The sequence below is a fragment of the Acidovorax sp. Q11 genome, from assembly GCF_054950075.1.
The window spans coordinates 21,790-34,724 of record NZ_JBUDZG010000015.1 but is presented as its reverse complement, the minus strand read 5'-3'; the positions used below and the strand labels follow the sequence as shown (position 1 = coordinate 34,724).

Genomic DNA, 12,935 nt, shown 5'->3' with positions numbered 1-12,935 from the left:
TGAAGGGGTTCAAGCCATCAATGCGGCGTGGATGGAGACAGCGGCCACCTTGCCGTGCTCCACCGCCTCCACCGTGAGGTCGCGGCCGCCCACACGGCAGTCGCCACCGGCCCACACGCGCGCCAGGCTGGTCTGGCCTTCGGCATCGGTGACGATGCGCCCGCCTTCCAGCGCAATGCGGTTGCCCACCGGCTCGGCCACAAAGGTCTGGCCAATGGCCTTGAGCACCATGTCGGCATCGAGCGTGAAGGTTTCACCGGTTTCCACCAGCTTGCCGCCGCTCAGTGCCGTGGCGGCAAAGCGCACGCCCTGGACAGCGCCGCCTTCGCTCAGCACCTCTTTCGGTGCGGCCCAGTGGCGGATGGTCACGCCATTCGTCTGCGCCCATTGTTGTTCCACGGCCGATGCCGACATGGCCTCGGCGCCCCGGCGGTAGACGATGGTCACTTCTTCAGCGCCCAGCTTGCGCGACTGCACGGCAGCATCCACCGCCGTCATGCCGCCACCAATCACCACCACACGGCGGCCCACGGGCAGGGTGGAGAGGTCGGTGCTCTGGCGCAGCTCGGCAATGAAATCCACGGCATTGCGCAAGCCTGTGGCCGTGGGTTCGGCCACGCCCAGCGCGTTCACGCCCTGCAGGCCCAGGCCCAGGAACACCGCGTCGTAAGCGCCCAGCAGGCTGTCGAGCGTGATGACACGGCCCAGCTGCTGGCCCGTGCGCACCTCGATGCCGCCGATGGACAGCAGCCACTCCACCTCCTTCTGAGCGAAGTTGTTGGTGGTCTTGTAGCTGGCGAGGCCATATTCATTGAGGCCACCGAGCTTGGGGCGCGCCTCGAACAGCACCACATCATGGCCGCGCACAGCCAGGCCATGCGCGCAGGCCAGGCCCGCCGGCCCTGCGCCCACCACGGCCACGCGCTTGCCGGTGGCGGCTGCGCGCTGGAACAGGGGTGCACCGGGCTTTTCAAAAAACGCGTCAGTTGCATAGCGCTGCAACGAGCCGATCTCCACCGGCTTGTCCTCGTTGGTATTGCGCACGCAGGCCTGTTCGCACAGCACCTCGGTGGGGCACACGCGGGCGCACATGCCGCCCAGCGGGTTGGCCTCCAGGATGGCACGGGCAGCACCCCGGTTGTTGTCCTGCGCAATGCGGTGGATGAACGATGGGATGTCGATGCCCGTGGGACAGGCGGTGGCGCAGGGCGCATCGTGGCAGTAGTAGCAGCGCTCGGCCTCGATCAGGGCCTGGGGTTTGGTGAGCGGCGGGTGCGCATCACTGAAGTTGGCAGCGTAGTCGGCCAGGTTCAGGCGTGCGGCATGAATGCCGCAGGCACGGCTTGCGGGTGTGTCCATCAGGTTTCCTCCGAGAGGGTCAGGGTGGGGGTCTGGGCGCAGTCCATGCAGGCGCTCCAACGCGCCCGTGCCACGCTGCGCTGGCTGCGCATGCGGCTGGGGCCAGCCAATGCAGCGCAGGCGCAGGCGCCTGTGCTTGCAAACTTCGGAGGTTTCATCGTGGTCCTCGCTGTGGGGTGCAGGTGCCCGCTGCTTTGGTGCAGCGGTGCCCTGCGTTGTGGGTCAATTTACCAACGTGTAAAAATTTACCAATTGGTAAAATCCCTAGAGCAAACCGCGTGCCAGCGCCACGCCAGCGATTTGCCAGTTTTTGGGCCCTGGCTTGTTCCACAATGGTGCAATGACTGCTGCCGCCTCCCGCCCGCCCAAAGCTCCTTCCGCCCCCCGCTCCCCCAAGGTGCCACGCACCGCCTCTGGCGACACCGTGGTGCCCCGCGCGCCCAAGGCCTCGCGCCTGGCCAAGGAGCAGGGCATCCTCACCGAGGCCGAGAACCACTTTGCGCAGTTCGGCTTCGAGGGCGCCTCGCTGGAGAACATTGCCGCCGCTGCGGGCATCAGCCGCCACAACCTGCTGTACTACTTCCCGAGCAAGGAGGCGCTGTACCAGCGGGTGCTGGACGATGTGCTCACCCAGTGGCTGGCGGGCATGGAAGATCTGTCGCACAGCGACGACCCCCAGCAGGCGCTGCGGCGCTACATCCGCGCCAAGCTGCACTACTCGCGCACGCGCCCGCAGGGCGCCAAGGTGTTCACCAAAGAGGTGATTGCGGGTGCACCACGCTATGGCCAAGCCATCACCGAGCGGGTGGCGCCGCTGCTCAAGACCGAGGTGCGCACCTTCGAGCGCTGGGCGCGCGAGGGCCGCATTGCCAAGGTCAACTTCACGCACCTGATGTTCATCATCTGGTCGGTCACGCAGGCGTATGCGGAGCAGGAAGCGCAGTTCGCCCTCCTGCTGGGCAAGCCCGCCTTGACCGAGCGTGACTACGAAAAGGCCGAGGAGCTGATCGTGCGCATGGTGCTGAGCGCACTGGCGCCTGATGCGGTGGCTTGAGCGGGTGGCGATGCATGCAGCCCGGGCGCGTCCGCATCTCAAATACTACATATTTGATAGCATAAAAACCAATATGGTCGCGCGCAAACGGCCTATTCTTCTCATAATTTAGCCCACTCCCTCCACCGGCAACGCCTTGAGCCGCCGGTACAGCGACCGCTCGCTGATGCCCAGTTGCCGCGCCAGCGCCGCGCGGCTGCCCTGGTGGCGGGCCAGCGCCTGGCGCAGGGTGGCGTCGTCCAGCAGGGCGCGGGGCGGCTGGGGCGCCTGCAGCACAGGGTGCCCCGCATCCTCCGGGGGCGGCAGGCCACAGGCCAGGGCCTGGTGCATGTGGCCCGCGTCAATCTCCAGGTGGTCGCACAGCACGGCGGCGCGCTCCAGCAGGTTGCGCAGCTCGCGCACGTTGCCCGGGTAGGGCTGCGCCTGCAGCACGGCCACCGCCGCATCCGACAGGCGCAGCGCGCGGTGGGCGGGGGCCAGGCGGTCGAGCAGCGCCTGCGCCAGCAGGGCGATGTCCTCTGGCCGCTCGCGCAGGGGCGGCAGGTGGATGGGGAAGGTGCCCAGGCGGTAGTACAGGTCTTCGCGAAATCGCCCCTCGGCCACCAGACGCGGCAGGTGGCGGTGGGTGGCCGACACCACGCGCAGGTCGGCATGCCGCAGCTCGGTGCTGCCCACGCGGCGGTAGGTGCCTGTCTCCAGCAGGCGCAGCAGCTTGATCTGCTGGGGCAGCGGGATGTCGCCCACCTCGTCCAGAAACAGCGTGCCGCCGTCGGCCACCTCCACCAGCCCTGCCCGGGCCTGCGCCGCGCCGGTGAAAGCGCCCTTCTCGTGTCCGAACAGCTCGGCCTCGAACAGGCTCTCGGACAGGCTGGCGCAGTCCACGGGCACCAGGGCGCGCGTGGCCCGGGGGCTGCCCCGGTGCAGCGCCTGGGCCACCAGCTCCTTGCCGGTGCCCGACTCGCCCAATAGCAACACGGCGGCCCGCGTGGGCGCCACGCGCGCCACCAGCCCCAGCATCTGCTGGAAGGCGGGCGAGCGCCCGACCAGGCCCGGCACGCCGGGCAGGGTGCGGGCCGCCAGGGGCAGCGGCACCATCTTCTCGACGAAGAAGGCGGCCTGCCCGTCCGCCCCCTGGATGGGGGTCAGCTCGATCTGCACGTATTCCTCGCCCTGCGGCGTGTGGTGCAGGTGCAGCACATGTTCGCGCTGGCCCGACTGGCGCGCCTGCGCCAGGGGGCAGGACTCGCCCGCCTGGTCGCAAGGGACGCGGGCATGGTGCGACACAGCATGGCAGTGGCGGCCCACCACGGGGACCCCGCCGCCAAACTGCTGGCGGTAGGCCACATTGGCCGCCAGGATGCGGTAGGCACCGTCCAGCAGGATGTGGGGGTCGGGCAGGCCTTCAAGGAAGGCCACCAGCTCGGGCGGCGGGAGGTGAGGGCTGGCCATGGCGGGATGTGAAGAGGGATGGAGCACAAGGCAAAACGCCGAAGGCCCCACGGTGCCCGAGTTCTGGCTCCCGGGCTTTGATCTATGCCATGGCGTCTGCACATGGCAGTCAGTTGGCAGTTATCTGGCAGCGCTTCGGCAGTGGTTCGCGCCCCTCGACAGGCGAAAAGCTCCGGTACTCCGTTGATTCACAAAGGTTTTTCTCCTGACGCCTCCATGGCACGCCATTTGCCAAGAGAGACCCAGACCGGGCAAGCCGCCGGACAGTTCTTCATCTCCCATTTGTCGCACCCGCGCTTGCCCCACGCCCACCACCACCGGAACTCCGCCATGCCCTACACGCTCTCGCCCTCCCCCACCGCTCTCGCCCCCTCCCAGGAAAGCCCGGACAACACCGAACGCCGCCAGATGGTGCTGCTCGCCGCAGCCACAGGCGGCCTGGCTGCCGCCGGGGTGGCGATCCCCCTGGTGTCCAGCCTCGCGCCCAGCGAGCGTGCACGGGCCCTGGGCGCCAGTGTGGAGGTGGACGTCGGCGACCTGCCCCCGGGTGGACTGGCCACCGTGGAGTGGCGTGGCAAACCCGTGTGGATCTTGCGGCGCACGCCCGACATGCTGGCCGCCCTGCCCCGGCTGGACCCGAGTCTGGCCGATCCGGCATCCCGCAAGGACCAGCAGCCCGACTACGCCCGCAACCCCGGGCGCTCCATCCGCCCCGAGCTGCTGGTTGCCGTGGGCATCTGCACCCACCTGGGGTGCTCGCCGAGCACCATCCCCGCAGGCACGGCCCACCCCAGCGTGGGGCCCGACTGGCAAGGGGGTTTCTTCTGCCCCTGCCACGGCTCCACCTTCGACCTGGCGGGCCGCGTATTCAAGAACAAACCCGCCCCCGTCAACCTGGAAGTGCCGCCCCATCACTATGTGTCGGACACCCGCTTGCGGATCGGCGAGGACGCAGCCTGAGCAACCTGCTGCGCATCAGCCCTGCTTCTGCTGCCACAACACATCCAGCACATGCTGGGTGGCGCGCTCCACGCCGCCTTCGCGGTGGGCAACGCCCAGCGGCCGCCACAGCGGGCGCTGCAGGGGCAGCATGCGGATGCGCGGGTCCAGAGGCGCAGCGGTGGCAGCCTCATGGGGCAGCAGCGTGGCGCCATAACCGGCGGCCACCAGGCTTTTGATGGCGTCGTTGTAATTGAGCTGGATGCGCGCCCGGGGGTGCTCGCCCGCCTGCGCAAACCATTCCTTGCACAGTCGTGACAGGCTGGTGCCCTCGTCGTTCAGGATCAGTGGCTGGCCCGCCAGCCAGCGGGGTGTAGCGCGGCGGGGCGATGCCCAAGCCGACGGCACAAAGGCCATGACCGGATCACGCCGCCAGGGCAGCACCACCACCCCGCGCACGGCGGGCTGCGGCAGGGCCACCAGGCCAATGTCCAGTGCCCCGCTGGCCAGGCGCTCCATGGTCTCTGGCGAAGTCAGCACCGCCACCTGCACGTCCACACCCGGGTGGTGCTGGCCCAGCACCTCCAGCGCCTGCGGCAACAGGTGCGCAATGGCGCCAGTGGAGGCGCCCAGGCGCACCCGCCCGGACAGCCCTTGCACCTGGCGCTGCACCAGGTCCAGGGTTTCGTCCGCATCGGCCAGCAGGCGCCGCGCACGTTCGACAAGCGCCTCGCCCACGCCCGAGGGCCGCACCTCGCCCCGCTTGCGCACCAGCAGGGGCGCGCCGATGTGGGCTTCCAGGTCGGCGATGTGCAGGCTCACCGTGGGCGGCGCCAGGTGCAGCACGCGCGCGGCTTCGGCAAAGGAGCCAAGGTCGGCAATCGTGACCAGGGTGCGCAGCCGGTCGAGGTTGAGTTCGCGCATGACGTTCAGTAAACCTGATGCTGATGTTTGTGAAATTCAACTTTTCAAAGTTTAGACCGGCGCCGAAGATTGCGCATCCCCTTTCCGAAACCCATTCGACATCCATCCACTTCGGCATCCGCCCCTCCGCCCAGGGATGCCAGTTTGACCACCGGAGCCCCAACTCATGACTGCATCTCCCCTTGTTTTTATCGACGGCGACCAGGGCACCACCGGCCTGCAGATCCACGAGCGCCTGCGCGGCCGCACCGACCTGCGCCTGCTGACCCTGCCCGAGGCCGAACGCAAAAACGCAACCCGCCGCGCCGAAGCCATCAACAGCTGCGACATCGCCATCCTGTGCCTGCCCGATGCGGCTGCGCGCGAGGCCGTGGCCGCCATTACCAACCCGGCCGTGCAGGTGATCGACGCCAGCTCAGCGCACCGCACCGATCCGCAGTGGGTCTATGGTTTTCCTGAAATGGATGCCGCACAGCCCGCGCGCATCGCCAGCGCCCAGCGGGTGAGCAACCCCGGCTGCTACCCCACGGGCGCCGTGGCCCTGTTGCACCCCCTGGTGCAGGCAGGCCTGCTGGGCCGCGAGCATGCGGTCACGGTGCATGCGGTGTCGGGTTACTCGGGCGGCGGGCGGGCCCGCGTGGAAGAGCATGAGGGCCCCCACGCCACGCAGGCACCCGGCTTTCAGCTCTACGGCTTGAAGCTGGAGCACAAGCACACGCCCGAAATTGCACGCTACGCGGGCCTGGCCCAGCGCCCCTTTTTTGTGCCCGCCTACGGCGCGTTCCGCCAGGGCATCGTGCTGAGCATTCCCCTGTTTGTGCACCAGCTGCCTGCGGGTGCCAGCGGCGAGCGGCTGCACGCCTGTCTGCAGCAGCACTACGCAGGTGCAGCCCATGTCGAGGTCATGCCCCTGGCGCAGGCCGAAGCCGCCGAGCACCTCGACCCGCAGGCCCTCAATGGCACCAACCAGCTGCGGCTGGGGGTGTTCGCCAACGCAAAGCATGGGCAGGTGCTGCTCACGGCCGTGTTCGACAACCTGGGCAAGGGCGCCTCGGGCGCGGCGGTGCAGAACCTGGACCTGATGCTGGCGCACCGGGCCGCATGATGGCCCGCCCCGTGCCGTGACTGAGCAGCGCGGCGCGAACCCCAAGACAAGACACCAACAAAAAGGGCTCCCAAAAGGAGCCCCGTTTGCTTGGCCAGTGCGGGTGTCTTCAAAACACCTCCCATGGCAGCAGCACCCGCACCGCGCGAAGTGCCACCACCATGGGAAGTCCCGCAACTGTGTCAATCGGCCAACCGTTTACATGGCGCTGAATTCGCCCGAAGGGATCTGGCCGGTGCGCAGGGCATCAGCAGCCAGGGCACGCACAGCAGCGCGGTCAGTGGTGGACTTGTAGGTCACCACACGCGAACCAGCGGGTTCGATGCTGCGGGTCTGGGCCACGGTCGCGGCTTCAGCAGCCACTTCAGCACGGGTGCGGTTCGTGTCGAACTTCAGGGCGAACTGCGAGCCATCGGCTTCGTCAGCGTGTGCGCCGAAGGCAGAGAAAGCAGCCACAGCGGCGATGGAGATGATGCGAGCGGTCTTGTTCATGGTGAAACTCCGGTGAAATTCAAAAAAGAGGGATGTACTGGGCAATACGAAACAGAAAGGGCGGTGGATTCAGCGAATCAGGCGCTGAAGAATCAACCACGCTCACCGTAAGAAATCTGGCCGGTGCGCACAGCGTCAGCAGCCTGGGCACGCACAGCAGCGCGGTCGGCGGTGCTCTTGTAAGTCACCACACGCGAACCAGCGGGTTCGATGCTGCGGGTCTGGGCCACGGTGGCGGCTTCGGCGGCCACTTCAGCGCGGGTGCGGTTGGTTTCGAACTTGGTGGCGAACTGCGAAGCATCGGCTTCGTCAGCGTGGGCGCCAAAGGAGGCGAAAGCAGCGACAGCGGCGATGGAGAGGAAACGTGCGGTGTTGTTCATGATGAAAATCCTTGAAGTTAAAAAAGCGTCTCAAAAAAACCGGGTCAAAAACCAATCCTGAACCGGGTTCGGTGAGTCGCCTTGCGGGTTCGGCTCATCGATGGGTTGAACTGTACGCCGATGGTGTTCAGAGAAAAACCATCTAGTCGCGAACTGACTGTTCCAGTATTTGAAACAATGCCGCGTGGCATGGACAGGCAGAAAAAAAGCCCGTGGCTCCTTTCAGAACCACGGGCAGGGCGGGCGCAAATCCTCAAGGGCGGAATTTTTGGCTGCTCGCAAGAGCGGCGCGCAAATGCCGCGGTCTTCACCTCTCAGTACAGATACACCGCGCCCGCGTTGGTGCGGCTTTCGTCGGCCTGGTTGCCGCCAATTCCGTTCGATCCACCGTCTTCCGTCGAAGCCCCAACCGCCAGCGTGTTGCCGTCGCCCGACAGCGCCACCCGGCCGCCAAAGCGGTCGCCACTGCCGGTGTTCGGCGCCTTCACGTAGGCTTGCTGCGCCCAGGTGCCTGCGGTGCGGCGAAACACCAGCACGGCGCCTGCATCGGCAGCCGTGGTGTCGGCCTGGTTGCCGTTGAAGCCCGTGGCCGCGCTGTTGTCGCGGTACGAGGGCACCACCAGCGTGTTGCCGTCGCTGGACATGGCGAGGTTGTTGCCGAAGCGGTGGGGCGTGCGGGTGTTGGATGCCTTCAGGTAGGCCTGCGGCTGCCAGGTGCCGCCTGCGCGGGTGTAGACAAACACGGCCCCTGAGTTGAGCGCCAGGCTGTTGCTGGCAGGGGGCACCACATACACGCCCGTGTGATCGCTGCTGTCCCCGTCCATGCCCACAGCCAGCGTGTTGCCGTCCCCCGACAGCATGACCGCCACGCCAAAACGGTCCAGCGCCAGAGGGCTGGGGGCCTTGAGGTAGGCCTGCTGCGCCCAGACCCCAGCCGTGCGCTGGAACACATAGGCAGCCCCCGCGTCCTGCAAGGAATCATCGGCCGGAGTGGCTGCCGAGGCGCTGCGCTCAAAAAACGCGCCCACCGCCAGCGTGTCGCCGCTGCCAGACAGGCTGAGGTAGATCCCGAAAAAATCCCCCGCCCCTGCGTTGGCGGCTTTGATGTAGCCCTGCTGCGCCCAGCTGGTGCCGGTGCGGCTGAACACATAGGCCGCGCCTGACGACGCGAACGCCGCATTGCCATGGGCGCCAGTCAGGTCGCCGCTCTCGTAGTAGGCGCCCACAGCCAGGGTGTTGCCATCGGCCGAGAGCGCAACAAACGAGCCGAACAGGTCGAAGGCAAAGGTGTTGTTGGCCTTGATGAAGGCCTGCTGCGACCAGGTGCTGCCCGAGCGGGAGTACACGTACACCGCGCCGGAACTGCTGGCGAGGTTGTTGCTGGGAGGCATCACCGCAAAGGTTCCTGACTGGTCGCCGCTTTCGCCGTCCGCGCCAATGGCCAGGGTGTTGCCGTCGGCCGACAGGGCTACGGCGTTGCCAAAGTAGTCGTTGGCCTCGCCCCCCGGAGCAGTGATCCGCGCCTGTTGTGACCAGGTGCTGCCAGTGCGGGTAAAGACATACACCGCCCCCGTGTTGCCAGCTTCGCCATAGGCCCCGACGGCCAGCGTGGTGCCGTTGGCGGACAGGGCCACCCGATTCCCAAACCGCGCTTCGGCTGCGGTGCTGGAGGCTTTGAAATAGCCAATGGCCTGCACCATGTCTGCCGCCACCGGGGCCGACGGGACGCTGCACCCGCTGATGTTGCAGGCCCGCACCGTGTAGGTGGCGTTCAGCCGCTGGTGCAGCAACACCGGCACCGCATGCGCCAGCGCGGTGGTGGCGGTGGAGCCGATCTGCGCGGCCGCCAGCGGGCCCGCACCATCGGGGTCTTCGTGCACGGTGTAGCTGGTGGCATGGGTGGCCGGTAGCCATGAGAAGTTCAACGCCTTTGCCCCGTAGGTGATGCCCAGGCCCAGGGGGGCGGCGGCGATGGGTGGAGGCGGCGGAGGCGGTGGGGGCACATCGATCGTGCGGCAGGTCACCCGCACCTGCGTCACCGGTGCCAAGGCCACACCGGTGGCGCTGTTGGCCTCGCAGAACTGGTCCAGGGGCTGCACCTGCACGGCCACCGAATAGGTGCTGCCATGGGGCACGGCCAGGGCAAAGCGGAATGACCCGTCAGTGGTCAGCGCGAGGTCGGACATGCCATTGAGCCGCAAAGTCAGCGCCCCCGCCAGGCCCACCACCGTCCCGCCCACTGCATAGGTGTTGGCAGTGCAGCGGACCTGCACATTGGTGACCGGCCCTGCCACCACGCCCGTACCGTTCTCCACCAGGCAGGTCTGCCCGATGGGCTGGGTGCGCACCACAATGTCGTAGGCTTCGCCATGCGCCACCTGGGTGGCGTAGCTGCCGCTGGCGGTGATGGTCAACTCCCCGCGTGTGCCATTGGCAAGCACCAGCACGCCCGCAAGCCCGGACACCTGACCGCCCACCGGGTGCAGCACTGCGGCAGGCGGCGGGGCGGGCACGGCGTCGCCGCCTCCCCCACCACAAGCGGCCAGCACACCAGCGGCCACCCCCACCAGCCAGCGGGCCGCCCAGCGGCGGATGCCCGCCAGTGCCCCGGGCTGCCCCCCCGGGTGTGGCAACCCATGGAGCCAAACCCACGCGCCCTTTCGGCGCTGCGGGCAGGGGGTTTCGGTGTGAAGGGGGGCAGATCGAGGCATCAAAGGTTCTCCGCGCACAGGACAGGGACGGTGGCCCGGCAGGCCACCAGGCACTCTAGTTTTTGCAGCCCCATACACCCACCCCACCGAAGCGGGGTTGACAGGCGGGACTGCGCCCTGCCCCTTTCGCCTTTCCCTTTCAGTTCTGCGGCCCGCTGCCGATAAACCCTGGATAAAACCAACGAGAAAAGACCACCCATGAGTGTTGTCGGCCTGTCCAGCCTTTCCCCCGCGCTGGCAACGGCGTGGAGCCCCACAGTAACCCCCGCCCCATCGGCAGCAACGCGCCCGGTAGCGGCGCAGCCAGCGCCGGTCACCCCACAAAAACCCAGCGCACCCAGCAGCAGTACCAGCAACATCGCCAGCGCCGCCGTGCAGGGCAACCAACGCTTCTTGCACATCACGCAGATGCCAGGCAGCCTGGAGACGGCCCCCGCCACCTACGAAGCACTGCTGGACATGCAGGCCCGGGGCGGGCGCATGCAGGTGTGGGAACAAGCCCCTGACAACGCCCTGGCCGAGGTGATGGGCCGCAACGCCAGTGGCACCACACAGCAGGGCCGCCTGGCGGGCCTGGGCTCTGCGCTGCTGGGGCAGGTGGCCAGCACGGGCGTGGGCTACCGGCAAACCGTGGTGGACATGGCTGCCGTCGCTTCGCCCGACCGGGTCCAGGGCAAGGCCACGGATGCGCTCTGGTCCTTCAAGAGCCGCCCCAGTGGCAGTGTGGAACTCTCCATCGAGACGCGGTCTGGCGCCCGGGTCCGCCTGTCCATCCACGACCAGCGCGAGCCCAGCGCCTCCGGCGCGGGCATGTCGGTCGAGATCGTGGTGGAGGGAGAACTCAGCATGCAGGAGCGTGAAGCACTCCAGGCCCTGGCCAGCGGGTTCGACAAGGCGGTGCAGGGGCTGTCGGGTGACGACCCGAAGCTGGATGTGGAAGAGCTGCTCCGGTTCGACAGCAAGGCATTCACCCGGCTGGAACTCCAGACGGAGATGTATGGCAAGGACAGAGATGGCAACCGGGTGTTGACGCTGGGCGCGCAGATTCAGGTCGATGGAGACCGGCGCGCGGTGCAGCTGCGAAGCCGTGACGGCGTGGTGAAGATGGCGACCGACCTGCGCCAGCCCGCGCAGTGGGGCACAGATGCGCAAAGGGCCAACGCTGTCGAGCACTGCCTGGGCCGCATCGACAAGGCGGCAGAACGCGGCCAGGCCCGGCAGGCCCTGGTGGACCTGTTCAAGTCCAGCTTTGCCGCCATGCACAGCCGCTACGGCGCCCCCCACACAGGCGGCGGCCTGAAACCCGGCACCGCGCTGCACACCCTGCCCGGTACCTTCGGCGAAGAAGACCAGGGCCTGTTGACCGGCCTGGCGGACTTTGACGCCAGCATCACGGCCACCACGCGGGCCACCAACCCGCGCCGCACGCAGGAACTCGACACCTTCCACTACACGCTGAACCAGTCCACCCACATCACGGGCAGCTCCAGCCGCAACCGGGCTGTCAGCCAGACCCAGACCGCGCAGCTCGTCGCCGCCTACCACCAGTCCCTGCTGGTGTCGGCAGCACCCCGGCTGGACACCACCTCGGCGTCACAGAACTACCTCTACAACAAGGTGGAGGACAGCAGCAGCACGGAGGCGCACCTGGCCTATGACAACGGCGAGGCCATCCGCGCCACACTCACCCAGGCCGCGTCCCGCTCGCTGCACACGCTCAGGGTGCAAAACAACCAGGTCACGGGCAACAGCACCAGTGCACCCGGGCCACAGTCCCGGCACACCGACCTGCTCCCCCTGCTCAAGCAACTGCAGCTGCAGCGCCAGCAAGACGCCCAGGAAGCCGACGACACCGCGCGCCGCGAGCGGCAGGAAACCCTGCAGGCCTGGCACACCCAGGTTTTGCAGGGCCTGTGACGGCCGCCCCGGCAACCCGCCCAACGCCTGTCACCCGGCACCTTCGCCCTCTGCCCCCACCCGGGCGGCGGCGTTCAGCAGGCCTTCACCCCTTTTTTTGCCTCCCAAACCCCCAGGCGTCTGCAGGGAGTGTCTTGAAACGGCCATAAATGCCCCTATCATTAGCACTCACCTCAGACGAGTGCTAACACCACCTCGCCTGTCGGAAGTTTGGGAGTGCCTGGATGCCCAGGCACTGAGTACGTCAGCTTTTTTACTGAAAACAGGAGCATTGCAATGAACCTTCGCCCTCTGCACGATCGCGTGATCGTCAAGCGTATCGAAAGCGAAACCACGACCGCCTCCGGCATCGTGATCCCTGACAACGCTGCTGAAAAGCCTGATCAAGGTGAAGTGCTGGCCGTGGGCCCTGGCAAGAAAAACGACAAGGGCGAAGTGCTCGCCCTGAACGTGAAGGTCGGCGACCGCGTTCTGTTCGGCAAGTACTCGGGCCAGACCGTCAAGGTCAATGGCGACGAGTTGCTGGTCATGAAAGAAGACGACCTGTTCGCAGTTGTCGAGAAGTAACTCCTTCTCGGTCGTTTACTCACTTTTTCATAGCTGCA

General features: G+C 67.2%; 12 protein-coding genes. 5 read left to right on the top strand and 7 right to left on the bottom strand.

Going from position 1 to position 12,935, the window contains the following annotated elements:
* Positions 1–9: 9 nt before the first annotated feature.
* The gene (locus ACYZGB_RS13400; RefSeq protein WP_462388887.1) at positions 10–1,359 is read right to left on the bottom strand and encodes an NAD(P)-dependent oxidoreductase; all 1,350 of its coding nucleotides are present in this window, start codon (positions 1,357–1,359) and stop codon (positions 10–12) included.
* The gene (locus ACYZGB_RS13395) at positions 1,359–1,517 is read right to left on the bottom strand and encodes a hypothetical protein (RefSeq protein WP_462388885.1); all 159 of its coding nucleotides are present in this window, start codon (positions 1,515–1,517) and stop codon (positions 1,359–1,361) included. The genes ACYZGB_RS13400 and ACYZGB_RS13395 overlap by 1 nt, the downstream gene beginning before the upstream one ends.
* A gap of 182 nt (positions 1,518–1,699) precedes the next feature.
* Here ACYZGB_RS13395 and ACYZGB_RS13390 point away from each other — a divergent pair, with 182 nt between their 5' ends.
* Positions 1,700–2,413: a TetR family transcriptional regulator C-terminal domain-containing protein gene (locus ACYZGB_RS13390; RefSeq protein ID WP_462388884.1), complete on the top strand. Its 714-nt coding sequence runs from the start codon at positions 1,700–1,702 to the stop codon at positions 2,411–2,413.
* A 108-nt stretch (positions 2,414–2,521) separates the two neighbouring features.
* Here ACYZGB_RS13390 and ACYZGB_RS13385 read toward each other — a convergent pair whose 3' ends face one another.
* Positions 2,522–3,862 carry a sigma-54 interaction domain-containing protein gene (locus tag ACYZGB_RS13385; RefSeq protein WP_462388882.1) on the bottom strand — a complete coding sequence of 447 codons (1,341 nt, stop codon included), beginning with the start codon at positions 3,860–3,862 and terminating at the stop codon, positions 2,522–2,524.
* 330 nt (positions 3,863–4,192) lie between these two features.
* On the opposite strand from ACYZGB_RS13385, the gene petA reads away from it, so the two are divergent.
* Positions 4,193–4,822 carry a ubiquinol-cytochrome c reductase iron-sulfur subunit gene (gene petA, locus ACYZGB_RS13380; RefSeq protein ID WP_462388881.1) on the top strand — a complete coding sequence of 210 codons (630 nt, stop codon included), beginning with the start codon at positions 4,193–4,195 and terminating at the stop codon, positions 4,820–4,822.
* Between the two features lie 15 nt (positions 4,823–4,837).
* On the opposite strand, the gene ACYZGB_RS13375 is transcribed toward petA, so the two are convergent.
* A complete protein-coding gene (locus ACYZGB_RS13375; RefSeq protein WP_462388879.1) occupies positions 4,838–5,725 on the bottom strand; it encodes a LysR family transcriptional regulator in 888 nt (295 codons plus the stop codon).
* A 166-nt stretch (positions 5,726–5,891) separates the two neighbouring features.
* Between ACYZGB_RS13375 and argC the strand changes: the two genes are divergently transcribed.
* Positions 5,892–6,830, top strand: coding sequence for an N-acetyl-gamma-glutamyl-phosphate reductase (argC, locus tag ACYZGB_RS13370; protein WP_462388878.1), 939 nt, complete (start codon positions 5,892–5,894; stop codon positions 6,828–6,830).
* Between the two features lie 198 nt (positions 6,831–7,028).
* Here the strand turns inward: argC and ACYZGB_RS13365 are convergent, their stop codons facing one another.
* The 3 genes from ACYZGB_RS13365 to ACYZGB_RS13355 form a co-directional block, all read right to left on the bottom strand.
* Positions 7,029–7,322, bottom strand: a complete 294-nt coding sequence (locus tag ACYZGB_RS13365; RefSeq protein ID WP_462388876.1) for a DUF4148 domain-containing protein — start codon at positions 7,320–7,322, stop codon at positions 7,029–7,031.
* 92 nt (positions 7,323–7,414) lie between these two features.
* Positions 7,415–7,702, bottom strand: coding sequence for a DUF4148 domain-containing protein (locus tag ACYZGB_RS13360; protein WP_462388874.1), 288 nt, complete (start codon positions 7,700–7,702; stop codon positions 7,415–7,417).
* A gap of 314 nt (positions 7,703–8,016) precedes the next feature.
* A complete protein-coding gene (locus tag ACYZGB_RS13355) occupies positions 8,017–10,335 on the bottom strand; it encodes an FG-GAP repeat protein (RefSeq protein ID WP_462388873.1) in 2,319 nt (772 codons plus the stop codon).
* A 276-nt stretch (positions 10,336–10,611) separates the two neighbouring features.
* On the opposite strand from ACYZGB_RS13355, the gene ACYZGB_RS13350 reads away from it, so the two are divergent.
* Together ACYZGB_RS13350 and ACYZGB_RS13345 are read left to right on the top strand one after the other, a co-directional pair.
* Positions 10,612–12,330, top strand: a complete 1,719-nt coding sequence (locus ACYZGB_RS13350) for a hypothetical protein (RefSeq protein ID WP_462388871.1) — start codon at positions 10,612–10,614, stop codon at positions 12,328–12,330.
* A gap of 276 nt (positions 12,331–12,606) precedes the next feature.
* A complete protein-coding gene (locus tag ACYZGB_RS13345; RefSeq protein ID WP_056173280.1) occupies positions 12,607–12,897 on the top strand; it encodes a co-chaperone GroES in 291 nt (96 codons plus the stop codon).
* Positions 12,898–12,935 lie beyond the last annotated feature (38 nt).